Annotated in this window: 23 protein-coding genes, 2 tRNA genes, 2 rRNA genes and 1 riboswitch; of the genes, 4 read left to right on the top strand and 23 right to left on the bottom strand. The window is 52.6% G+C overall.

Annotation, left to right across the window (positions count from 1 at the left end; genetic code table 11):
* The first annotated feature begins 33 nt into the window (after positions 1-33).
* Positions 34-495, top strand: coding sequence for a transcriptional regulator AsnC (asnC, locus tag BZG14_RS08260; RefSeq protein ID WP_074213846.1), 462 nt, complete (start codon positions 34-36; stop codon positions 493-495).
* A gap of 74 nt (positions 496-569) precedes the next feature.
* On the opposite strand, the gene hemB is transcribed toward asnC, so the two are convergent.
* From hemB to rmuC, 9 genes are all read right to left on the bottom strand, one after another.
* The gene (gene hemB, locus BZG14_RS08255; protein WP_077608484.1) at positions 570-1,622 is read right to left on the bottom strand and encodes a porphobilinogen synthase; all 1,053 of its coding nucleotides are present in this window, start codon (positions 1,620-1,622) and stop codon (positions 570-572) included.
* Positions 1,623-1,690: 68 nt separating this feature from the next.
* The gene (locus BZG14_RS08250; protein WP_077608483.1) at positions 1,691-2,473 is read right to left on the bottom strand and encodes a TatD family hydrolase; all 783 of its coding nucleotides are present in this window, start codon (positions 2,471-2,473) and stop codon (positions 1,691-1,693) included.
* Positions 2,470-3,219: a twin-arginine translocase subunit TatC gene (gene tatC / locus BZG14_RS08245; RefSeq protein ID WP_069361808.1), complete on the bottom strand. Its 750-nt coding sequence runs from the start codon at positions 3,217-3,219 to the stop codon at positions 2,470-2,472. Before tatC ends, BZG14_RS08250 begins: the two co-directional genes overlap by 4 nt.
* Positions 3,220-3,257: 38 nt before the next feature.
* A complete protein-coding gene (gene tatB, locus BZG14_RS08240) occupies positions 3,258-3,611 on the bottom strand; it encodes a Sec-independent protein translocase protein TatB (RefSeq protein WP_069361809.1) in 354 nt (117 codons plus the stop codon).
* Positions 3,612-3,614: 3 nt separating this feature from the next.
* Entirely contained in the window at positions 3,615-3,863 is a 249-nt protein-coding gene (tatA, locus tag BZG14_RS08235; protein ID WP_069361810.1) for a Sec-independent protein translocase subunit TatA, read from the bottom strand.
* Positions 3,864-3,916: 53 nt separating this feature from the next.
* On the bottom strand, positions 3,917-5,563 hold the full coding sequence (ubiB, locus tag BZG14_RS08230) for a ubiquinone biosynthesis regulatory protein kinase UbiB (RefSeq protein WP_077608482.1): 1,647 nt from the start codon (positions 5,561-5,563) through the stop codon (positions 3,917-3,919).
* Complete coding sequence (locus BZG14_RS08225; protein WP_077456862.1) at positions 5,560-6,174, bottom strand: ubiquinone biosynthesis accessory factor UbiJ; 615 nt, start codon at positions 6,172-6,174, stop codon at positions 5,560-5,562. The genes ubiB and BZG14_RS08225 overlap by 4 nt, the downstream gene beginning before the upstream one ends.
* Positions 6,175-6,183: 9 nt before the next feature.
* Positions 6,184-6,951, bottom strand: coding sequence for a bifunctional demethylmenaquinone methyltransferase/2-methoxy-6-polyprenyl-1,4-benzoquinol methylase UbiE (gene ubiE / locus BZG14_RS08220; RefSeq protein WP_069361813.1), 768 nt, complete (start codon positions 6,949-6,951; stop codon positions 6,184-6,186).
* Between the two features lie 78 nt (positions 6,952-7,029).
* The gene (gene rmuC, locus BZG14_RS08215) at positions 7,030-8,562 is read right to left on the bottom strand and encodes a DNA recombination protein RmuC (protein ID WP_077456864.1); all 1,533 of its coding nucleotides are present in this window, start codon (positions 8,560-8,562) and stop codon (positions 7,030-7,032) included.
* 132 nt (positions 8,563-8,694) lie between these two features.
* Here rmuC and BZG14_RS08210 point away from each other — a divergent pair, with 132 nt between their 5' ends.
* Entirely contained in the window at positions 8,695-9,600 is a 906-nt protein-coding gene (locus tag BZG14_RS08210) for a DMT family transporter (protein WP_077608481.1), read from the top strand.
* Positions 9,601-9,657: 57 nt separating this feature from the next.
* Here the strand turns inward: BZG14_RS08210 and tsrA are convergent, their stop codons facing one another.
* A complete protein-coding gene (gene tsrA, locus BZG14_RS08205; RefSeq protein WP_069361829.1) occupies positions 9,658-9,951 on the bottom strand; it encodes an H-NS-like global regulator TsrA in 294 nt (97 codons plus the stop codon).
* A gap of 206 nt (positions 9,952-10,157) precedes the next feature.
* Entirely contained in the window at positions 10,158-11,363 is a 1,206-nt protein-coding gene (locus BZG14_RS08200; RefSeq protein WP_077523461.1) for a multidrug effflux MFS transporter, read from the bottom strand.
* Positions 11,364-11,461: 98 nt separating this feature from the next.
* On the opposite strand from BZG14_RS08200, the gene BZG14_RS08195 reads away from it, so the two are divergent.
* Both BZG14_RS08195 and BZG14_RS08190 read left to right on the top strand, forming a co-directional pair.
* Positions 11,462-12,442: a LysR family transcriptional regulator gene (locus BZG14_RS08195; protein WP_069361817.1), complete on the top strand. Its 981-nt coding sequence runs from the start codon at positions 11,462-11,464 to the stop codon at positions 12,440-12,442.
* Positions 12,443-12,504: 62 nt separating this feature from the next.
* Positions 12,505-14,292 (top strand): aminopeptidase P family protein, encoded by a 1,788-nt coding sequence (locus BZG14_RS08190; RefSeq protein ID WP_077608480.1) that lies wholly within the window; start codon positions 12,505-12,507, stop codon positions 14,290-14,292.
* A gap of 54 nt (positions 14,293-14,346) precedes the next feature.
* Here the strand turns inward: BZG14_RS08190 and BZG14_RS08185 are convergent, their stop codons facing one another.
* The 12 genes from BZG14_RS08185 to BZG14_RS08130 all read right to left on the bottom strand — a co-directional run.
* The gene (locus BZG14_RS08185) at positions 14,347-14,577 is read right to left on the bottom strand and encodes a glutaredoxin family protein (RefSeq protein WP_069361819.1); all 231 of its coding nucleotides are present in this window, start codon (positions 14,575-14,577) and stop codon (positions 14,347-14,349) included.
* 13 nt (positions 14,578-14,590) lie between these two features.
* The gene (gene thiH, locus BZG14_RS08180; RefSeq protein WP_077608479.1) at positions 14,591-15,742 is read right to left on the bottom strand and encodes a 2-iminoacetate synthase ThiH; all 1,152 of its coding nucleotides are present in this window, start codon (positions 15,740-15,742) and stop codon (positions 14,591-14,593) included.
* The gene (locus BZG14_RS08175; RefSeq protein WP_077608478.1) at positions 15,742-16,515 is read right to left on the bottom strand and encodes a thiazole synthase; all 774 of its coding nucleotides are present in this window, start codon (positions 16,513-16,515) and stop codon (positions 15,742-15,744) included. Before BZG14_RS08175 ends, thiH begins: the two co-directional genes overlap by 1 nt.
* Positions 16,516-16,517: 2 nt before the next feature.
* Positions 16,518-16,715, bottom strand: coding sequence for a sulfur carrier protein ThiS (thiS, locus tag BZG14_RS08170; protein WP_077576409.1), 198 nt, complete (start codon positions 16,713-16,715; stop codon positions 16,518-16,520).
* Positions 16,699-17,466, bottom strand: a complete 768-nt coding sequence (locus BZG14_RS08165; RefSeq protein WP_077608477.1) for a HesA/MoeB/ThiF family protein — start codon at positions 17,464-17,466, stop codon at positions 16,699-16,701. The genes thiS and BZG14_RS08165 overlap by 17 nt, the downstream gene beginning before the upstream one ends.
* Positions 17,450-18,118: a thiamine phosphate synthase gene (thiE, locus tag BZG14_RS08160; protein ID WP_077608476.1), complete on the bottom strand. Its 669-nt coding sequence runs from the start codon at positions 18,116-18,118 to the stop codon at positions 17,450-17,452. The genes BZG14_RS08165 and thiE overlap by 17 nt, the downstream gene beginning before the upstream one ends.
* Positions 18,115-20,091, bottom strand: coding sequence for a phosphomethylpyrimidine synthase ThiC (gene thiC / locus BZG14_RS08155; RefSeq protein ID WP_077608475.1), 1,977 nt, complete (start codon positions 20,089-20,091; stop codon positions 18,115-18,117). Before thiC ends, thiE begins: the two co-directional genes overlap by 4 nt.
* Before the next feature lie 93 nt (positions 20,092-20,184).
* Positions 20,185-20,284, bottom strand: a riboswitch (TPP riboswitch).
* Between the two features lie 55 nt (positions 20,285-20,339).
* Complete coding sequence (crcB, locus tag BZG14_RS08150; protein WP_021022180.1) at positions 20,340-20,720, bottom strand: fluoride efflux transporter CrcB; 381 nt, start codon at positions 20,718-20,720, stop codon at positions 20,340-20,342.
* A 303-nt stretch (positions 20,721-21,023) separates the two neighbouring features.
* Positions 21,024-21,100: transfer RNA gene (locus tag BZG14_RS08145), tRNA-Trp, on the bottom strand.
* Positions 21,101-21,364: 264 nt separating this feature from the next.
* A tRNA-Asp gene (locus BZG14_RS08140) sits at positions 21,365-21,441 on the bottom strand.
* Between the two features lie 202 nt (positions 21,442-21,643).
* Positions 21,644-21,759, bottom strand: a 5S ribosomal RNA gene (gene rrf, locus BZG14_RS08135).
* Positions 21,760-21,873: 114 nt separating this feature from the next.
* A 23S ribosomal RNA gene (locus BZG14_RS08130) occupies positions 21,874-21,991 on the bottom strand; the annotation flags it as partial.

Raw genomic sequence — 21,991 nt, 5'->3', positions numbered from 1 at the left:
GTCTGGCCATGCTATAACAAAAAGACTAAAACAATGAACGAGTTGCCAAAATTAGATGACCTAGATCGTCGTATTCTCTCTACCCTGTTGGATGACGCACGCGTCCCCTACGCAGAAATGGCCAAGCGCTTTAATGTCAGTCCCGCCACAGTTCACGTGCGGGTTGAGAAAATGAAAGCTGCGGGCATCATCGAAGGCACGGAAATATTGGTCAATACCAAAAAGCTCGGCTACGACGTGTGCTGTTTTATCGGTATCAACCTTAAAGCGGCGCGGGATTACCACTCGGCGCTAGACAAACTCAATCAGCTCGACGAGGTAGTAGAAGCCTACTACACCACGGGGGCCTATAATATTTTCGTTAAGCTCATGTGTCGCTCTATCGAAGAATTACAGTTTGTGTTGATTGACAAGCTACAAGCCATCGACGAAGTGCAATCCACCGAAACACTGATCTCACTACAGAACCCCATTAACCGCAACGTGATCCCTTGAATTTTGTGGGGTTATACTAGGCAGGCTAAAAAAACGCCCTTGCTCGGGGCAAGGGCGCTGTCATAAAAGGAGAGTTAACCGACCGTCTCTTCCGGTCTGGGAGGCAAAGTAGCGCCAGCGTCTTCCGCTAACCACTCGGCCACTTGCTTAGCAAAGTAAGTCAGGATGCCATCGGCCCCCGCTCGCTTAAAGCACAATAGTGATTCCATCACCGTCTCGCGCTCTTTTAGCCAACCATTATCGATTGCCGCTTTGTGCATCGCATATTCGCCCGATACTTGGTAAGCAAAGGTTGGCACCTTAAGCTCATTTTTTACCCGGCGTACCACATCCAAATACGGCATCCCGGGTTTAACCATCACGGTATCCGCCCCTTCAGCAATATCCATCGCCACTTCGTGCAAGGCTTCATCACTGTTGGCCGGATCCATTTGATAGTTAGCCTTGTTACCGCCTTTCAGGTTCGCCGCCGAGCCTAATGCATCGCGGAACGGACCGTAGTAGTTGGAAGCATACTTGGCTGAATATGCCATGATTTGGGTATTAATATAGCCGTTTGCTTCCAAAGCTTCACGAATACGACCAATTCGTCCATCCATCATGTCAGAAGGCGCGACGATATCGACACCCGCTTCGGCATGAGATAGGGCTTGCTTGATCAGTACCTCGGTGGTGGGCTCGTTCATCACATAGCCGTCTTCATCAATGATCCCGTCTTGGCCGTGCACGGTGTAAGGGTCTAGCGCCACATCAGTGATCACGCCCATTTGCGGCACATGCTCTTTGAGTAAGCGCACCGCGCGTGGCACTAACCCTTCGGGGTTAAATGCCTCTGAGGCACAGCTGGTTTTAAACTCTTTCGGGATCACAGGAAACAGGGCAATGGCAGGGACACCTAGCTTGGCCAGGTAATCCGCTTCATGGAGCAATAAATCAATCGAGAGCCGCTCGATGCCGGGCATGGATGCCACTGGCTCACGACGATTCTTACCCATCAGCACAAAGACCGGGTAAATCAAATCGCTTGCGGACAATGAGTGCTCCGCCACCATACGGCGGCTAAAGTCAGTTTTGCGTGTACGACGCAGGCGTCGAGCAGGAAAGGCGCCTTGAATGGATACGGTCACAGTATCCTCCTTTAAGTTGCAGACCTGGGCTTTGGGGCAGCGAACTGCCTCGTGTAGTGTTCACCCAGTCACTGAATCGAAAAGCAGCGCTGAGTGTTTTTTATTGTACAATCAATAATATGTTCGACAGGCTGTTGGCGCAATCGTGCCACTGTTTGGGCAATGTGTGGCAAATATTTCGGCTCATTGCGACTGCGTTTGGGTCGCGGCCGTATGTCGCGAGGCTGTAAATACGGCGCATCGGTTTCTATCATCAGCCTGTCATCGGGCAACCAGCTTACCTGTTGCTGCAGCTGCTGTCCGCGGCGTTCGTCGCATAGCCATCCCGTTACCCCTATATATAAACCGGCATCGAGGCAATCGCGCAGTGCACGGTCATCGTCAGTAAAACAATGCAGTACCGCTGCGGGCAGTTTGTCGAGCCATGGCCGCAAAATGGCGAACCAGCGATCGTGGGCATCACGACAGTGCATAAACACTGGCATCGACAACTCAGCCGCTAGCGCAAGCTGCGCCTCGAACACCGCTTCTTGTTGCGGCCGCGGCGAAAAGTCCCGATTGAAATCGAGCCCACACTCACCGATCGCCACCACCTCGGGACGCTGCGCTAATTGCTGAATAGCGCTTAAATCTGTCGCCTCGACCGATTTGGCATCATGCGGATGAACCCCCGCTGTGGCATAGGCATAGCCAGGATACCGCGCCGCTAAATCCGCCGCTGCTTGGCTTTCTTCAACGCTGGTGCCGGTAAAAATCATCCCAGTGACGCCCGCCTGTTTGGCATCAGCCACCACGGTGTCTCTGTCTTGATCAAACCGTGTGCTGGTCAGGTTGACACCAATATCGATCATTCGCTGGCCTCCTCGGATTCTGATTTTTCACGTGGGACGTAAAAACGCGACAGCACCACGCCCAGCTCGAACAGCAAGCACATAGGAATAGCCAGCAGGGTTTGTGAAATCATATCTGGTGGCGTCAGCATCATCCCCACCACAAACGCAGCTACAATCACATAGGGCCGCTTGCGGGTTAAGCTTTGTGCCGTGGTCGCGCCTGTCCAAACCAGCAGTATAATCGCGATAGGGATCTCAAAGGCAATCCCAAAGGCGAGGAACAGCGCCAAGATAAAGTCGAGATAACTGGCAATATCGGTTGCCACTTGCACCCCTTCTGGCGCGATAGAGGTGAAAAAGCCAAAGACCAATGGCAGCACAACCCAATACGCAAACGCCACGCCCGCGTAAAACAGCAATGAACTGGAAACCAAAAGCGGCATCACCAACCGCTGTTCGTGCTTATAGAGGCCGGGGGCCACGAACGCCCAGATTTGGTAAAGCACCACAGGGATGGCCACGAATACCGATATCACTAGCGTAAGCTTAATGGGGGTAAAAAAGGGTGAGGCCACATCGGTGGCGATCATGCTCGCCCCTTCGGGCAGTTTGTCGATCAGCGGTTGGGCTATCAGACTGTAAATATCATTGGCGAAATACACCAAGCAGGCAAACACCACCAAAATGGCGATAATTGCGCGCAGCAGGCGGTTGCGAAGCTCCATCAAGTGGCTGATAAGAGGCTGAGTATCGTTTACAGACATAGTGGTTTGTTCACCGAAAACATAAAGCGTCGGGCTCGTTATCGCTTATCCGTTGATGGCGCATCGTCGCCTTCATCTGGGTGATGAGAAGCAGGTGATGCTGCATAAGGGCGTTGTACATCCGCCGCGCGTTGACGTAGGGTGTCGACCGACTCTTGTAACTCAGGTGACAAATCTTTCATCCCCGCTTGTTCGGCCTTATGTAAGTTGTCCTGGAGCTCTTTGAGTTTGAGCTCTTGCTCAAGCTCATCACGGACGGAGCCTGCCATCCGTTTCGCCGCCCCCACCCAGCGCGACACATTGCGTATCGCGACCGGTAATCGCTCCGGGCCAAGCACCACGAGGCCAATAATGGCAATCAGCACTAGCTCCCAGAAACCAATATCAAACACGGCTTACACCTGCTCTTTATCTTTGCGTGCTTGCTCTTTTTTCGACGCGTCGCTATCGCTGCTATCCAACGACTGCTGCTGAAAATCCGCATCTTTGTCAGTGGTCTTTGCGTCGTCATCGTTCATCGCTTTTTTAAAGCCTTTGACCGCCGAGCCAAGATCGCCGCCCATGTTGCGCAGCTTCTTAGTGCCAAATAACAACACGACAATCACCGCAATGATCAGCAACTGCCAAATACTAATTCCACCCATACCGGTTCCCTTTCTTCCGTTTGGTTAACTTGATGTGCGCAACAGTGTAACTGCTATTTATTACAAGTTTTATTACAAAGTCGCCAGCCCCACAACCAAAAGATCACCGCACCTGTGGCAGCGACGCCCGGCAAGGTCTCGACATGATTGGCGAACAAAATGGTCGCCGTCAGCAGCAAGGTGGCCCCAATGCCGAGCATGTAGGTGGCGCGTGAATGACGTTGCCGGGTTTGCAAATAACCATGATAGTAAGCATCGAGCCGTTGGTTAATTTGTCGCCCTTGGCGCAATCCGTCATACACCAGCTCTGGGATCTCAGGTAACTTCTCGGCCCAAAATGGCGCTTTCTCTTTGACCGCTGCCCACACCGCTTGGGGCCCCACTTGCTGCTTCATCCACGACTCTAAAAACGGCTTGGCCGTGGTCCACAAATCTAACTGCGGATAGAGCTGACGCCCCAGTCCTTCAATGTAGAGTAAGGTTTTTTGCAACAACACCAGCTGCGGCTGCACTTCCATATTAAACCGGCGCGCGGTGTTAAATAGGTTTAATAACACATTACCGAACGAGATTTCGCACAGTGGCTTTTCGAAAATCGGCTCACACACGGTGCGAATGGCAAACTCAAAATCATCCACGTTGGTGTCGTGCGGCACCCAGCCAGAGTCGACGTGCAATTCGGCCACTTTGCGGTAATCGCGGTTAAAAAAGGCGATAAAGTTTTCCGCCAAATAGCGTTTATCGTCGCGATTTAAGGTGCCGACAATCCCGCAATCCAGCCCAATCCACTGCGGGTCATCCGGGTGCTCGTAGGAGACAAACACGTTGCCCGGGTGCATATCCGCATGGAAAAAGCTGTCACGAAACACCTGGGTAAAGAAGACCTCCACCCCGCGCTCAGCCAGCAGCTTCATATCAGTGCCATTGGCTTGTAGCGCCTCGATATCCGACACTTGAATGCCATAGATTCGCTCAGACACCATCACGTCTTTGCGGCAGTAATCGCTGAACACTTCGGGCACATACAGCGCTGGGTCGTTTTCAAAGTTGCGGCGCAGCTGAATGGTATTGGCCGCTTCGCGCATTAAGTCCAGCTCATCAAGCAAGGTTTTTTCGTACTCGCGGATGACTTCGACCGGTTTTAACCGACGCGCATCGGGCAAAAAGCGCGCCACCAACCGTGCCACACGATACATCAGTCGCAAGTCAGCTTGGATCACCGGCAAAATATCGGGACGGATCACCTTCAGCACCACTTCGCGGCCGTTCGATTTGAGGGTAGCGGTATGCACTTGCGCGATTGAGGCGGAGGCGAGCGGATTGGGGTCAAAATCGCTGAACCAGGTTTCCAATGGGCCGCCTAACGAGGCTTCGATTTGCGCTTTGGCTTTGTAGCCATCAAACGGTGCCACCTTATCTTGCAGTTGCGCCAGCTCGTTGGCGATATCACCCGGAAAGAGATCGCGGCGCGTCGACATCATTTGCCCAAGCTTTACCCATACCGGGCCCAAGCTTTGTAAGGCCAACCGTAAACGTTCTCCTACCGGCTTATCTGGGTGCTGATTTTTCAGCCAAAACAGTGATTGACGACCAAGATGCGCCAGCCGTGTTAAAGGTTGTTTGGGCAACAAAGCATCGACACCGTACAACAGTAAGGTACGGATGATAAAATACAAGCGACGAATTTCATTGAGCGTCATGCAGACTCCACCCGTTCTACCAACTGCTTAAACCTGGCTTCCAATCGCGCGACATCGCTGCGCAATTCGTCCACTTGGTCACTGTAAGCGGCTACTTCAAGCGCCCCTGGCGCTAAACGCCACTCTTCAGTAATCACATCCCCCGCATAGCGCTGTTGTCGCTGAGCCAATTGTTGCAGTTGCTGCCAGCGCTGCTGGGCGTGACTCACCACCGTGTGGGCAATCACATCACCAGTATACGGTGCCAACCACTCTGCCACATCCAGTTCGATACCGCTGAGCAACTGAGAGAACTGCTGCGCCACGTCAATATCGCCATCAAGCGTGAGTTTATCCGCTTTGATTAGCGCGGTTAAATTGGCCTTTTGCTGTAACTGCGGCAATGCCGATAGCGATAACGACAAATTAGCATCACGCTCACCCTCATAATGGCTGAGTACATCAATGCGTTGGTCGAAGATAAAAATCAGTTGGCGATCAAGCTCTTGGAGCGTAACGCCGATACAACGCCCTTTTAGACGCGCAAGGCGACGCTGGCTATCGGCATCTTTGGCAATCACCGCATTAAGCGCTGTTTCCAGGGCCGCGCATAAAAGTGAATCAAGCGCCATGTGGGCTCCTTAGAATTTATATCCACGGTGCAGCGCTACAATGCCACCCGTGAGATTGTAGTAGCTGGCTTGTTCAAAACCGGCTTGCTCCATCATTCCTTTTAAGGTTTCTTGATCAGGGTGCATGCGAATCGATTCGGCCAAATAACGGTAGCTGTCTGGGTCGTTAACAATCAGTTGCCCCATTTTCGGTAACACATGGAAAGAGTAGGCGTCGTAGACTTTTGATAACGGCTCGGCAACCGGTTTGGAAAACTCCAGCACCAGCAAACGCCCTCCAGGCTTGAGGACACGAAACATTGAGCGCAAAGCAGCATCTTTGTCGGTGACGTTGCGCAGACCAAACGCGATAGTGATGCAATCGAAGTGGTCATCAGGGAAAGGCAGTGCCTCGGCGTTGGCTTGCACGTAACTGACATTGCCAACAATGCCTTTGTCGCGCAGTTTGTCGCGACCCACCTTGAGCATTGAGTTATTAATGTCGGCGAGCACCACTTCACCGCGCTCACCAACAAGGCGAGAAAATTTTGCCGTAAGGTCACCAGTACCACCGGCTAAGTCGAGCACTTTTTGCCCAGGACGAACACCACTGCAATCAATGGTAAAGCGTTTCCAGATCCGGTGAATGCCCATCGACATCACATCATTCATCAGATCGTACTTCGCCGCCACCGAATGAAACACATTGGCCACGAGGCTTTCTTTTTCTTGGCGTTTGACTTGCTGGTAGCCAAAGTCGATGGTCTCTTGATCCTGGTGCGCGTTTTTATCTGTCATTGTATTCCCCTAACATATTGGCTCCAGTTTACTTTATCGCCCATCCCGACTCCAAGCGTGCGGCCAAGTTTATTATGATTATTGCTGGTTGGCGTCCCGTTCGGCCTGGGTCAGGTTGAGAGGTTCATCGGCCGCCGGCTCGGTAGCGACACTGGCGAGCGACGGGCTGATATCCCGTTTCACCTCCACCCCCAGCGCTTTAAACCCTTCCGCTTGGCGAATAATATTACCGCGGCCTTGGCTGAGTTTGTTCATCGCCCCTTGATAACTGTCACTGGCTTTACCCAGTGCATTGCCGAGCGCTTCCATATCACCAACAAATAGGCGCACCTTGTCATAGAGCTTGCTCGCTTTCTCTGCGATTTGTTTGGCATTTTGGTTTTGGTATTCATAACGCCATAAATTATTGATGGTACGCAGTGCCACCAGCAAAGTGGTAGGACTGACCAACATAATATTATTATCCATCGCCTCACGGATCAGGCGGGCATCAGCCTCGACCGCGACTTGGAAAGCCGGCTCCACCGGAATAAACATCAGTACGTAATCCAGCGAACGCACGCCATGAAGCTGATGATAATCTTTACGCCCCAGCCCGCGGATATGCTGGCGTATGGCTTGTACATGCTCTTTTAGCGCCGCATCTTGCTCAGCCAAGGTCTCTGCGTTGTAGTAACGTTCATAGGCGACGAGGGCCATTTTGGCATCTATTACCACGTCTTTTTCTTGGGGTAATTTCACCACCACATCGGGCTGATAACGCTTACCTTGCTCGTTCTCAAAGCTCACTTGGGTTTGATACTCCCGCCCTTCACGCAAGCCGGACTCTTCCAAAATACGCGCCAACACCACTTCGCCCCAGTTGCCCTGTTGCTTGTTGTCACCTTTTAGCGCCTGGGTCAGATTGTGCGCTTCACGGGTCATATCCGCATTCAGTTGCTGGAGGTTTTTGATTTCATGAATCAGGGTGTGACGCTCTTTCGCTTGTTCGCCAAAGCTGTCAGTCACTTGCTTTTTAAACCCTTCCAACTGCGACTTCAGCGGCCCCAGTAAGCTCTCTAAGCTCATTTTATTCTGCTCATCAACAGAATGGACTTTTTGCTCAAATACCTGGTTGGCCAGCTGTTCAAATTGGGTGCGCAGCCTCTCTTCCGCATTTTCCAATAACGCGTGCTTTTCTTTCGCCGCATTGAGTTGTTGCTCCGCACTCGCTTTGACTTCACGAAGCTCAGCTAACAGTTCTGATTTATCCTCACGTACCGCATCCAGTTTGTCTGACAGCGCTTGATTGTCTTGGCGTAATTGCTCCAGTTGACGTAGCTTCTCACTGGCAGAAGTTAATTTGCCGTAATACTGGCGTAGCTCTTGCGTTAGACGATCGCGTTCAACATCCAAGCTATCCAACTCTTGTTGTTGTTGTTCCAGTTGCTGACGAAGCTGTTGTTGTTGCATGTCAGCGGTCGCCTGCTGTTGGGCATATTGCGTGTCAAACCACTGTTGATATTGGGTGACTACGCGTCGATGCAGCCAATAGCTCAGCCCTGAGGCACTGATAACGCCGAAACAAAACGTCAGGATAGACAAGGTGGATAATGACAGACCATCAAGCATAACGGGTTCTCTATTGTACGGTCACTGATGTCAGCAAGGCTAATGGGATACTGGATAGATGTCCAGTCTATCTCGGTGCGTACGAATACCGTAGACTGCCTGGAATCGAAGGCATCTTTGCAGGGAGGCAGTATGCTCAATGAACGTAAAGCACTGATATTTGGATTATCTGCCGTGCTGTTGTGGTCAACAGTCGCGACCGCGTTCAAAATCACCTTAAGCTACATGACCCCGATTCAAATGCTGGCCGCCGCCAGCGTGGTATCGGTCGTCGTACTCGCCGCTATTGCCGCCGCGCAAGGCAAACTATCGGCACTGTGGCCGACGTTTCGTCGCCGGCCTGGCTATTATTGCCTGCTCGGAATGATTAATCCCTTAATTTATTATTTGGTTCTTTTCAAAGCCTATGATCTTCTTCCCGCCTCCTTGGCACAACCCTTGAACTACAGCTGGGCCATTACCTTGACCTTAATGGCAGCGGTGTTTCTCGGCCATACTATTCGTCGTCAAGATTGGATTGCGGCGGTGTTGGGCTATTTTGGTGTGGTGGTCATAGCAACCAAAGGCCAATTGCTCTCGCTACAATTTGACAGCCCGCTAGGCATTGGGCTTGCGTTGCTCTCCACGCTATTGTGGGCAGGTTTTTGGGTACTGAATACTAAAAATCCTGCTGACCCGGTGCTCGGCATTCTGTTAAGTTTTATGCTGTCGCTGCCGGTGTCATTACTGTTAGCCGGCATGACAGCGTCGTGGGCAGGGATCCCCTGGCAAGGCTGGCTCGCGGTGAGCTATGTGGGGCTTTTTGAAATGGGGATAACTTTTATGCTGTGGTTGAGCGCAATGAAATATACTCAGAATGCCTCACGGATCAGCAATCTGATTTTTATCTCGCCTTTTATCTCCTTGGTGTTACTGGCCACCATTATTGGCGAGACGATTCATATCAGCACCCTGATCGGTCTTAGCTTTATTGTCGTGGGCCTACTGATTCAGCAACGCAAACCCAAAAATAGCAAACAACCCGCGGCGAGTACCTAACGATCCTAGCGCCACACGCCGCTTAGTCTTGTTTATTCATTTGAGGATGGGCGGCGATCAGCCCATCTTGCGTTGGATTACATATTCATAAAGCTCGTCGGCAGATAAACCGTCTTGCGCCAAGCCTTGGGTGATTTCTTCAATACGCTCAGATCGGCGCTCATCTATCACCTGATTAAATTGATAAACCAGTTCGCGTAAATATTTCAGTGGCACCTGATGGGCGGCGCTACGTACACGCTCTTCACTTTGACTGCCTAATTCTGCCAGCAATTTGCCAAACATGATTTTCTCGGGCGATTCCTCAAGTTGCTCAAGGACGCGCGCCATTTCGATTGTCGATAATGACATAGTGTGTAACTGACCTTTGGATATAAAACGATAAGGAATGAGCATTAATTTGGTTTGCTTAGTAAATATACTCTCAATTTAGGGTTTTTAGCAAAATAAAAAAACGCTGGCCGAAGCCAGCGAAAAGGGATGATGGGTTGTCGAGACCCCAGCGTTTTGCACGTCTTATTATATTTGCCAACTGAATTGTCGTTTTTACTGATTATTTAATCTCTTACTGCTTTCCCATGCCATTGCTTACCTTTCGGTGACCACAAAATAATTAAGCCAGGTAGCAGCAACCACATATGGACGGTCATTAAATCACTGGCGGATAAACCTAAACGCTGAGTCAGGCTAACCAGCAGACCTGCGCCACTCATTTGGAACAATCCCAACAAGGCTGCCGCTGTGCCGGCACGATCAGAAAACGGGGCTAATGCCGCGCCCGCTGACGCGCCCAACACCCAAGCAAAGCCGAATGACGAGGTAAAAATCGGTAGCATAAAAGCCCAAGGAGCGGCAATAGGGCTGAGTGCCAGCATCAGCCCGCCTGAGCCGACCAGCATCATCAAGCCAATATTGAGCGCGCGGCGGCTACCAAATTTTTGCATATAGCGCGGCGCTAACATCGCGGCGGCAATGTTTAATGCCGCGTTGGCACCGAACCAAAAAGTGAAGCTGTTCATGGAAATACCATACCTATCCATCAGCAAGACGGGCGCGGAGGTGACATAGGCTAAGATCACCGCCATCGCCAACATGCAAAGAATAATGTGATAGGTAAATGTCGGCACGCGTAGCACCTGCCAATACCGACGTAAGCTGAATAAGCGCCCAGCGTTATCTGTATGTGTCGGGCGCGTCTCAGGCAAAAATACGCTGACCAAGACCAAGCCCAATGCCGCATAACCGAGCATAAAGGTGAAGTTAGCGCGCCAATCAAACATTTGCGTGAGCCAGCTACCCAGCAGCGGAGCCAAGGCGGGCACAAAGCAAATCGCACCATTGAGATAGCTAATCATATGGCCGCTGCGCTCAGCACCAAAGCGGTCACGCACTGCCGCAAACGCACACACGGACGTGGCACACGCACCAAAACCTTGTAGCAAACGCGCCACCAGCATCATATCCATCGAGGTGGCGAGCCACGCCATCAGCGAGCTAAGACCGTATAGCGAAATACCAATGATCGCGACAGGCTTACGACCAAAGCGGTCAGCCAATGGCCCCGCAAACAGCTGGCCCAAACCCAAACTAAACATAAACCAAGTGACGGTATCTTGCGCCAAGGTTGGGCTCACATTAAAGTCACCTGCCATATACGGTAATGCAGGCAGGTAAATATCAATCGCCATCGGGCTAAACAGCACCAGTAGCACCATTAAGGCGACCAACAAACGATTTGAAGTCGGTGAGTCAGTGTGTGACATGGGTTACTCCTCTATACAAGCACGTAGTATAGTGGCTTCAGGGTATGAACCATAATGGTTTATAGTAAAAGCAGTTATTCCCAAGGAGAATACCAAAGATGGATTTGGACCAACTGCAACGTACCGACCTCAATTTATTGGTGTGCCTACATGTGCTTTTAGAAGAGTGCAATGTCACGGGCACGGCAAAACGCCTGCATCTCAGCCAATCGGCAGTGAGTAAAAACTTAGCCCGACTCAGAGCGCAATTTAACGATCCACTTTTTACTCGAGCAGCCCACGGGCTCAAACCCACGGTTCGCGCGCAAGCCTTACAAGCGAAATTACGGGCTTTACTCAATGATGTTGCGGCGATGACCGAGCCCGACCACTTTCAGCCGCACTTAAGCGATCGCTGTTTTCGCTTTGCCCTCGTCGAGAGCGCCTATCCATTGCTGTTGCCACAGTTTATTGGCGATATGCTGGAAGCGGCGCCAGCTATCACCCTTAATACCGCCGCTTGGGATCAAACCACCTTTGATGGTCTCGCCCGCGGCAATATCGACTTTGGCATTACCGGTAAAGATTTAAATCCCGCCGATGCCATGCTGACCATGATGCCGCCCAAGGGTGTGCGCTACCAAGAGCTTTGCCAAGATCACCAGTGTGTGTTGATGCGCGCTGATCACCCCGCGCTCAAGGGTCCATGGGATGAAGCGCGTTACCTTGGACTGCGACATGTACAGGTGAAGTGTGACGGGAATGACCGCTGGCTGTTGGACTATAAACTGGCAGAGCGTAATATTGAGCGTGACATTGCCATGTACGTGCCAGATTTCAACAGTGCGGCGAGCCTGTGTACCTATACCGACCTGGTGTTTACCTCACCAAGCCAGTTTGCGCATTATATTGCCGCGTCGCTCAATTTGGTGGTGCGGCCGTTACCGACGCCAATCCCGCCAATGGCGTACACCTTGTTTTGGCATCAAAATCAAGAAAATGACCCGGGGCACCAATGGCTGAAAGCCTTGATTATTTCGCGCTGTCAGCAGTTTAGCCCAGCAAAATTGCAACCTATCGCCCATCGCGCTAGGGTCTAATCCACGGGTTTTTACGCGAGGCCGAACATGGCAAGTTCACCCAATTTAAAGAAGGAAGAATAATGGACGCGACCCTTACCAAGCGTATTGAGCAGCTAAGACACTGGCTGGCTCAACACGACTATGACGCCTTACTCATCCCCCACGAAGACGAATACCTCGGCGAATACGTGCCTGAGCACAATGAGCGCCTGCATTGGGCAACCGGCTTTACCGGCTCCGCAGGGGCCGCGGTGATCACCCGCGACAAGGCGGCGATTTTTGTTGATGGCCGCTATGTGGTTCAAGTCCGTAAGCAAGTCCCCGCCGGCCTGTTTGACTACTGCCATCTGATTGATGAGCCACCGGTGCAATGGGCCCAGCAACAATTACCCAAGGGTGCCAAGCTGGCTATCGACGCTCGCATGCATAGCGCTGCTTGGTACAAACGCACCCAACGTGCGCTGGATGGGGCTTTGACACTGGTGAGTGTTGAGCAAAACCCGATTGAAAGCTTGTGGGACGATCGCCCTGCCCCGCTTAATAGCCCTGCCATTTTACTGGGTGAAGAGAAAACCGGCCGCGCCAGCTTGGATAAGCGGCAAACCATTGGCCAGCAGCTGGCTGATCAGAATCTTGATGCCGCGGTACTCACTCAACCCGATGCCGTCTGTTGGTTACTCAATATCCGTGGTCGCGACATCCCACGTTTACCCGTGGTGCTGACCCAAGCGATTATCAAGCAATCCGGTGACGTCACCGTGTTTATCGACCCTGACCGTCTCCCCGAAGGCTTTGATGCACACTTGGGCGAAGGCGTGAGCGTCGCGCATCCAGATAGCATGGTTGATGCCCTGCAAGCGCTGACGGGTCAACGTGTATTGGTCGACCCAAACGGTGCCAATGCCTGGACACTGGACACCCTCCAACAAGCGCAAGTCACCGTGGTGGAAGCGCAAGACCCGTGTGCGCTTGAAAAGGCAGCCAAGAACCCGCAAGAAATCGCCGGTATGCGTGCCTGTCACGTGCGCGATGGTGTTGCCGTGACCCGCTTTTTGGCCTGGTTTGACCGTCAAGTCGACGCCGGTGAACGCCCTGATGAAGCCGTGCTCGCAGACACCCTGTATCAATTCCGCCAACAAGACGATCAACTGGTCGACTTAAGCTTTGATACCATTTCCGCCGCCGGTGGCAATGCCGCCATGTGTCACTATAACCACAATAATCAGCCCAAACCGAGCGTGATTGAGAGCAACAACGTCTACTTGGTCGACTCAGGCGGCCAATACTATGACGGCACCACGGACATTACCCGTACCGTGCCGGTGGGCGAATGCAGCGCTGAGATCAAAAAGGCCTTCACGCTGGTGCTGAAAGGACATATTGCGCTGGCCACCGCGCGGTTCCCGAAAGGTACCTCAGGCAGCCAGCTTGATGCCTTAGCACGCCAGTATTTGTGGCAACACGGCTATGATTTTGACCATGGCACCGGTCACGGTGTCGGGCATTTCTTGGACGTACACGAGGGTCCGCAGCGCATTTCCAAAGCGCCCAATAGCGTCGCGCTATTGCCGGGCATGGTGGTGTCAAACGAGCCGGGCTACTATCGCGCCGAGGCGTTTGGGATCCGGATTGAAAACCTCGAGTTGATTGAAGAAAAGCCCACCGAGGGCGACATGACGATGCTCGGGTTTGCCTCACTCACGCGTGCACCGATCGATCGTCGTTTGGTCGATGTGAGCTTGCTCAGCGAGGCGGAAATCCAGTGGTGGAATCGCTATCATCAAACCGTGTGGGATGAAGTTAGCCCATCTTTAGATGAGCAAGACCAAGCTTGGTTAAAACAAGCGACCGCGCCGCTAAGCCGTTAAGTCGCCTCTTCACTAAGTATAAAAAAACAAAAAGCGTCCGATTGGACGCTTTTTTTATTCCCCTTTCAGGGCTTTCTCGACCGCTTTGGGCGAAAAGCCGCGCAAGGTGGTATCGCCAATACAAATCACCGGGACACCCCGCGAGCCTGTTGCCGCCAGCAGCTTCTTGCCTTTGGGCGTGGCCGTATCGACGACACGATAACGCAGCCCTTTTTTATCCAAGTAAGCTTTGGCCGCCTCACAGTGAGGACAGCGCGGGCCCACATATACAGTAATACGTTTCATGCCCGCATTGTCGCTAACCCGCTGCCGTTTGTGAAGCCATTTGCGCCTGACGCGCGATATCGTAGATGTTGTCCCAATCTTTCCACACCACTTCGAAGCCGAGCGCACGAACGCTGGCGGCCACCTCTGCCGCGCTACGTTCATCACTGATGGCAAACTGCTCCAATTGTGGCTCAGGGTTGGCATAACCGCCCGGTTGGGTTTTTGACGCCGCGGATAAGCTCGTGACACCAAGCGGCAACACATTGTCACGAAAGTGCGGTGACTCCCGTGTCGATAGCGACAGCTCCACTTGCGGATTCCACAACCGATAGGCACAAATCAGCTGAACCAGCTGCTTGTCCGTCATCACCGATTTCGGCTGTAAGGCGCCCGCGCAAGGACGTAAGCGTGGAAAGGACAACGAATAGCGGCTTTGCCAGTATTGCTTTTCCAAATAATCGAGATGCTGGGCGGTAAAAAAGCTGTCGGCGCGCCAGTCCTCAAGACCAATTAATGCGCCAAGGCCGATCTTATCGACCCCTGCTTGTGCCAACCTATCTGGGGTTTGCAGCCGGTAGTGAAAGTCGGTTTTATTCCCGCGCTTGTGGTGTTCCCCATAGGTTGGCGCGTGGTAGGTTTCTTGGTACACCATCACCGCATCCACCCCCTTTGCCACCAAGGCGCGATACGCGTCGGTATCTAGCGGCTGCACCTCCATCGCTACATGATGAAAGTATCGCTTCACCACCGGTAAGGCGCAGAGAAAATACTCGAGCCCTACCTTGGTTTCATGCTCACCGGTCACCAAAAGCACACTGTCAAAGCCCATTTTTTTGATCGCTTCACACTCGGCGGCGATCTCGGCTTCATCCAGCGTGCGCCGTTTGATTCGGTTTTCCATCGAAAAACCGCAATAAGTACACACGTTAGCGCACAAATTGGAGAGATACAGCGGAATATAAAACCCCATGGTGTAGCCAAACCGCTGCCGCGTCAGCGCCGCAGATTGCTGAGCCATGGCCTCAAGGTAGACTTCAGCCGCTGGGCTGATCAGGGCGGCGAAATCGTCCAAATTACGCGAGGACTTGGCCAGCGCCCGCTCGACATCTTGGCGCGTTTTGCTGTAAATCGAAAGACGATGATGATCCCAATCGAGTGCTGCCCACCGCTTTGAAAAACTCATCACGCCTCCTTAGCGTCAAGAAACGCGGTTAAGGGGCTAGAAGCGTGGGCGTGATTGCGTGTGCCCGCCAGTCCAGCTTGATACGCGCAGCGTCCTGCCTCAACCGCTTGTTTAAACGCCGTGCCCATGGCAATCGGATCGCCGGCCGTGGCAATCGCGGTGTTGACCAATACTGCATCGGCACCGCGCTCCATCGCTAACGCCGCCTCTGACGGTGCGCCAATGCCGGCATCAATGATCACCGGCACACGAGCTTGCTCGATAATGATATCGAGAAACGCCATTGAAGCCAGCCCTTGGTTGGATCCAATCGGTGAGCCAAGGGGCATCACCGCCGCGCATCCCACCTCTTCCAAACGCTTACACAGCACAGGATCGGCATGACAATATGGCAGCACCACAAACCCMTCATCTACAAGGGTTTTCGCCGCTTGAAGGGTTTCAATCGGATCAGGCATCAGATACTTGGGGTCGGGGTGAATTTCCAGCTTCACCCAATGCGTTCCCAATGCTTCTCGGGCAAGACGCGCGGCAAAGACCGCTTCTTGCGCATTTTTCGCCCCCGAGGTATTGGGCAGCAGGCGCACACCTAGTTCACGCAGCGGGGTTAAAATATCGTCTTGTGTGGCATGCACATCGACTCGCCTTAGCGCCATGGTGACCAGCTCAGTACCACTGGCCTCCAGTGATTCGGCCATGATCTTGCGACTGGCAAACTTGCCCGTGCCGGTTAACAGCCGAGATGAAAACGTCGTATCCGCAATGGTTAACATAATTATCCTCCGGCAATCGCTTGAAAGACCGCCAAGCTATCGCCAGCGGCAAGTGACGTGGATGACCAAGCATCGCGCGCAATAATGGTCTGATTTAGCGCGACCGCGACTGATTCGGCCGGCACCTTCATCTCCTCAATCAATTGCGTGACGGTCGTGGCATTGACCTCTGTGGGTGCGTCATTAATGATTAACTGCATCACTTACCTCCCGCGTTGGCTGACAAACCGCACAGTGCGGATGAACAGGCAGCGAAAAGTGCTGCCATGTCATGGTTTGTCCATCCAGTCGTGACAAGCGATTGGTACCGACCGCCTGCCCTAATAATAATTTTATCCCTTCAAGCGCTTGCGCAGTGGCCATCATGCCGACCACAGGTCCCATTACCCCAGCTTCAGCGCAGCTTGTGGGTTCAGAGGGCGTCACGTCCGCAAAGGCGCACGCATAACATGCGCTATGCGGTTGATAAACCAATAACTGGCCTTGCCAGCCAATCGCGGCCGCGCTCACCAACGGCGTGCCAGCCTCTACACAGGCTTGGTTAACCGCATGGCGAGTGGCGAGATTATCACTGCAATCGAGAACCACATCCGCCATCGCCACTTCAAGCGCCAGACGTTCACCCTCGAGATAGGCATTGATGGCTCGGCACTGGCAATGTGGATTCAGCGCGACCAAGTTAGCGGCTAGCGCTGCGGCTTTATCGGTGCCGATTTGCGCCTCCCGATACGCCACCTGACGCGCCAAGTTAGATAGCTCAATGTGGTCCGAGTCAGCAATCGCTAACTGACCCACGCCAGCGCCTGCAAGATAGAGGCCCGCGGTGGTTCCAAGCCCACCGGCACCGACGATCAACACGCGCGCCTTGCTCAGTGCCTGCTGCCCGCACTCTCCAACTTCTGGCAGCATGATTTGCCGGCTATAACGCAGGTATTCACTGTCCGATAGCATCACGCCCTCCTTGTTGTCTTGATGGATTAAGACAGCGGTCAAATGCGTCAATGCGCGCCGCTAAATCAGGCGCTTGCGTCACGGCACGGACCACCGCAATGGCGTCCACGCCAGTGCGCCAAACGTCAGGGGCTCGGTTGAGATCAATACCGCCAATCGCCACCGTCGGGAAGCGGCAATCCACAGTCGCCACCTGCTGCGCTAACGCAGAAATGCCTTGCGGCGGCTCGGCGAGCTGTTTGGTGGTAGTGGGAAAAATATGGCCGATGGCAAGATAACTGGGCGAGAGCGCAATCGCTGCAGCGAGCTGCTCTGGACTGCGCGTCGATACGCCAAGGCGCACGCCTTGTCGTGCGAGCCGGTCAAGATCCGCCTCTTGTAAGTCTTGCTGTCCCAGATGAACGCCATAGGCGCCAGCCTCAAGCGCGAGCTGCCAGTGATCGTTGATAAACACCTGCGCATGGTGCGCGCGGCCCAACGCCACCGCACGCTGTACCCAATCCGCCAATTGAGGATGTCCCGGCTGCTTCACACGCAGTTGCACGGTTTTCACCCCCAAGCAAAGCAAGCGTTCGAGCAAATCCACGTCGTCTACCACCGGATATAATGGGCCTATACCTTCAGACATAGATGCAAACGGGGTCAGGCTCATGACTCCACCTTATCGCTGTCGCTTACCTCAGCGCCTTGTGGTGACGAATGATGAGATTTTTGCAGGTAGAGCTCACTGCCCTTTTCTCGGAATTCTTGCGATTTTTGTTGCATGCCTGCTAACGGGTCTTCCAGCATAGTGACATCAATCGCTTCGCCCGCGGCGGCATAGCCATTTTCTTTGGCATAATCTCGGACTTCTTGGCTGATTTTCATGGAGCAGAATTTTGGCCCACACATAGAGCAAAAGTGTGCGACCTTGCCCGACTCTTGAGGGAGCGTTTCGTCGTGATAGGCACGTGCCGTCACCGGATCTAAAGCAAGGTTGAACTGATCTTCCCAGCGGAATTCAAAGCGCGCTTTGGAAATGGCGTTATCTCGCACCTGCGCGCCCGGATGTCCTTTAGCTAAGTCGGCGGCGTGCGCGCACAACTTGTAGGTGATAAGCCCAGTTTTAACATCCTCTTTGTTGGGCAGACCCAGATGTTCTTTGGGCGTGACATAGCAAAGCATCGCACACCCAAACCAGCCAATCATCGCCGCACCAATCCCGGAGGTAATGTGGTCGTAACCCGGCGCGATATCGGTAGTCAGCGGGCCTAAGGTATAGAAAGGCGCTTCATGGCAATGGGTGAGCTGCTCGTCCATGTTCTCTTTGATCATATGCATGGGCACGTGGCCAGGGCCTTCAATCATCACCTGCACATCATATTCCCATGCCACCTTGGTGAGCTCGCCCAGGGTACGTAGCTCACTGAATTGCGCTTCGTCGTTCGCGTCAGCCACTGAGCCGGGACGCAACCCATCGCCTAGTGACAGCGATACATCATAGGCGGCACAAATTTCGCAGATTTCGCGAAAATGGGTATAGAGGAAGCTTTCTTGATGATGCGCCAAGCACCATTTGGCGATAATCGACCCACCACGCGAGACAATCCCAGTCACGCGATTGGCGGTCATGGGCACATAGTGCAAACGCACTCCAGCGTGAATGGTAAAGTAATCCACCCCTTGCTCGGCTTGCTCTATCAAGGTATCGCGCATCACTTCCCAAGTCAGGTCTTCGGCAATGCCGTTCACTTTCTCAAGCGCCTGATACATAGGCACAGTGCCAATCGGGACTGGGCTATTACGTAAAATCCACTCGCGGGTTTCGTGGATATTGCGTCCGGTCGATAAATCCATCACCGTATCCGCTCCCCAACGGGTCGCCCACACCAACTTTTCGGTTTCTTCTTCAATGGAGGAGCTCACCGCCGAGTTACCAATATTGGCATTCACTTTCACTAGAAAGTTACGCCCAATGATCATCGGCTCCGCTTCTGGGTGGTTAATGTTGGCCGGAATAATCGCACGCCCTTCAGCAACTTCTTGGCGCACAAATTCAGGAGTAATGTTTGAGGGTAAATGCGCGCCAAAGCTTTCCCCTGGGTGCTGGCGGTTTAGTTGCTCTTCACGATACTGCTGGCGACCCATATTTTCCCGGATCGCGATAAATTCCATCTCTGGGGTGATAATGCCTTGGCGTGCGTAATGCAGTTGAGTCACACACTGATTAGGTTTGGCGCGGCGGATAGATGGTAAGGCTTTAAAGCGAAGGTCATCCAAGGTTTCATCACTGAGGCGGGTCTGCGCATAATCTGAGCTCACTGCATCAAGAAACTCTGTATCGGCACGCTCATCAATCCAGGCTTTGCGCACTGGTGCTAAGCCTTGGTAAATATCGATAGCACTCTGTGGGTCGGTATAAGGCCCTGATGTGTCATAAACCCGAATGGATTCATTGGCCTCGTACTGCGGATTGTCTTTACTCCCACCCACAAAGGTCGGAGAAAGGTGGATTTCTCGCATCCCGACGCGAATATCGGGTCGCGATCCCTCGACATAGACTTTTTCCGAGTTGGGGTAGGTTTGCGCAGAGAGGGAATCGATAAAAGATTTGGCCTCAAGACGGGCCTGTTTACGGGTCGACATAGCATTACTCCGGTGTTCATTATGGGAATTAATGCTTGCCGGAAAACGCTGAATTGAGATGTGAGCAAACTGGCAGACGGGTTGCGTCTGTGATCTGATGCATCTCTTGTTCCCTTCGCTGGTCCTAACCAGATCAGGTTCAACGGATCCCACTTTATGTGGTCTCAGCCAATTGGCACTCCGACAAGTTCAACGCCAGTATAAGAAATCACCGCCGCAACAACAAGCGACGTACGCGATGTTTTCTATTACCCGGTAATACGTCCCAACAGCCAAGCCCCCATCGCTGCCGCTCCGAGGCATAAGGCGAGATTCAAACCAACATTTAGCAAGGCTTTCACCGTTTCCCCATGTTGGAACAGCATCAAGGTATCGACAGAGAACGTCGAGAAGGTGGTAAAAGCCCCTAAAAAGCCAATCGCAATCAGTTGACGCCAAGGCACTGGGGCAATCAGCTCTTGGCTCATCGCCGCTAAAAAGACCCCCATCGCTAATGAGCCCAGCACATTAACCATTAGGGTGCCGTACGGGAATCCTCGACCAAACACCGCGACGCTCCACTCTGAAACTAAAAAACGCGAAGACGCCCCTAATGCGCCGCCAAGCCCTACCCACAATATGCTTACCACTGGGTGCTCCTTTCGATTGGTAAAAAGTCATCATACCGCGACATGTGAACAAGAAACAGGAGGGAGAAAAAGGGAAGAGGGTCAGAGTTGCTAGAAGCTTAATGATTCACATACAAAAAAAGCACCGGCAATGTCGATGCTTTAATATTTGGCAGGGGTAGAGGGATTCGACCGGGCTGGCGTCCCAGCCCCCAACACGCCTTTTTTGTCGTTTGCATGTTCTCATCTATCTCTTATCGGATTACGAGAAGCTTGATGATTCACATACAAAAAAAGCACCGACAATGTCGATGCTTTGATGTTTGGCAGGGGTAGAGGGATTCGAACCCCCAACACGCGGATTTGGAATCCGCTGCTCTGCCAATTGGAGCTATACCCCTGTAGATAGGTGCCTATTGTAGCGATCCCGCGACAAATTACCACCACCAATTACTCTTCAGACGTTTAATCGCTTATTTATAAAGCAAATCGTCCCAACGACCCAATAACAAAAAACCCTACTAAATTTAGCAGGGTTTCTAAATAGTGGCGGAGGGCCGGGGTTGCGGGCAATGGGCAGGCCATCCTGCGGAACTCATTCGCCCGCAGGGCGAACCTGACCAACAACAAAAAACCCCAGCTTTTCAGCTAGGGCTTCTAAGTAGTGGCGGAGTGGACGGGACTCGAACCCGCGACCCCCGGCGTGACAGGCCGGTATTCTAACCAACTGAACTACCACTCCGCACCAATTCTGTCTCATCAAAGTCTTACGCATATCTGCTTTGATGCTTAAATTTTTGCTAACTAAAGCCTAACAATAAGCTCTAATTAGGTTATCTTGTTTGATGCGATGAGGATTTTGAATCGAGACGCGCAGTGTATGCCAATACATGAGCATCGCAGATATCAAAATCATCGAGCTATCAACAAGATAAGCAATGAGAGCCTGGCGATGTCCTACTCTCACATGGGGAGACCCCATACTACCATCGGCGCTGCTTCGTTWCACTGCTGAGTTCGGCATGGAATCAGGTGGGTCCAAAGCGCTATGGTCGCCAAGCAAAATTTGGTGTGTCTTCACTTTTCAGTCAAAACACGAATCTAGAAAGCTGTTCGTTCTCGCCACAATCAACCGGCTTTATTTAAGTCCAATCCAAAACCTCTTGGGTGTTGTATGGTTAAGCCTCACGGGCCATTAGTACAGGTTAGCTCAACGCCTCACAGCGCTTACACACCCTGCCTATCAACGTCGTCGTCTACGACAACCCTTTAGAGAGCTCGAAGCTCTAGGG

Origin of the sequence: Salinivibrio sp. IB282, from assembly GCF_001995685.1 — a bacterium.
In the GTDB taxonomy this organism is placed as follows: domain Bacteria; phylum Pseudomonadota; class Gammaproteobacteria; order Enterobacterales; family Vibrionaceae; genus Salinivibrio; species Salinivibrio kushneri.
This window is presented reverse-complemented; position numbering and strand designations above follow the sequence as displayed.

Excerpts from the sequence above, each read along its gene's own strand:
- asnC (WP_074213846.1), top strand. The coding sequence starts at position 34 with ATGAACGAGTTGCCAAAATTAGATGACCTAGATCGTCGTATTCTCTCT.
- BZG14_RS08250 (WP_077608483.1), bottom strand. The coding sequence starts at position 2,473 with ATGATCGATATTGGTGTCAACCTGACCAGCACACGGTTTGATCAAGAC.
- tatC (WP_069361808.1), bottom strand. The coding sequence starts at position 3,219 with ATGTCTGTAAACGATACTCAGCCTCTTATCAGCCACTTGATGGAGCTT.
- tatA (WP_069361810.1), bottom strand. The coding sequence starts at position 3,863 with ATGGGTGGAATTAGTATTTGGCAGTTGCTGATCATTGCGGTGATTGTC.
- ubiB (WP_077608482.1), bottom strand. The coding sequence starts at position 5,563 with ATGACGCTCAATGAAATTCGTCGCTTGTATTTTATCATCCGTACCTTA.
- BZG14_RS08225 (WP_077456862.1), bottom strand. The coding sequence starts at position 6,174 with ATGGCGCTTGATTCACTTTTATGCGCGGCCCTGGAAACAGCGCTTAAT.
- ubiE (WP_069361813.1), bottom strand. The coding sequence starts at position 6,951 with ATGACAGATAAAAACGCGCACCAGGATCAAGAGACCATCGACTTTGGC.
- rmuC (WP_077456864.1), bottom strand. The coding sequence starts at position 8,562 with ATGCTTGATGGTCTGTCATTATCCACCTTGTCTATCCTGACGTTTTGT.
- BZG14_RS08210 (WP_077608481.1), top strand. The coding sequence starts at position 8,695 with ATGCTCAATGAACGTAAAGCACTGATATTTGGATTATCTGCCGTGCTG.
- tsrA (WP_069361829.1), bottom strand. The coding sequence starts at position 9,951 with ATGTCATTATCGACAATCGAAATGGCGCGCGTCCTTGAGCAACTTGAG.
- BZG14_RS08200 (WP_077523461.1), bottom strand. The coding sequence starts at position 11,363 with ATGTCACACACTGACTCACCGACTTCAAATCGTTTGTTGGTCGCCTTA.
- BZG14_RS08195 (WP_069361817.1), top strand. The coding sequence starts at position 11,462 with ATGGATTTGGACCAACTGCAACGTACCGACCTCAATTTATTGGTGTGC.
- BZG14_RS08190 (WP_077608480.1), top strand. The coding sequence starts at position 12,505 with ATGGACGCGACCCTTACCAAGCGTATTGAGCAGCTAAGACACTGGCTG.
- BZG14_RS08185 (WP_069361819.1), bottom strand. The coding sequence starts at position 14,577 with ATGAAACGTATTACTGTATATGTGGGCCCGCGCTGTCCTCACTGTGAG.
- thiH (WP_077608479.1), bottom strand. The coding sequence starts at position 15,742 with ATGAGTTTTTCAAAGCGGTGGGCAGCACTCGATTGGGATCATCATCGT.
- thiS (WP_077576409.1), bottom strand. The coding sequence starts at position 16,715 with ATGCAGTTAATCATTAATGACGCACCCACAGAGGTCAATGCCACGACC.
- BZG14_RS08165 (WP_077608477.1), bottom strand. The coding sequence starts at position 17,466 with ATGCTATCGGACAGTGAATACCTGCGTTATAGCCGGCAAATCATGCTG.
- thiE (WP_077608476.1), bottom strand. The coding sequence starts at position 18,118 with ATGAGCCTGACCCCGTTTGCATCTATGTCTGAAGGTATAGGCCCATTA.
- thiC (WP_077608475.1), bottom strand. The coding sequence starts at position 20,091 with ATGTCGACCCGTAAACAGGCCCGTCTTGAGGCCAAATCTTTTATCGAT.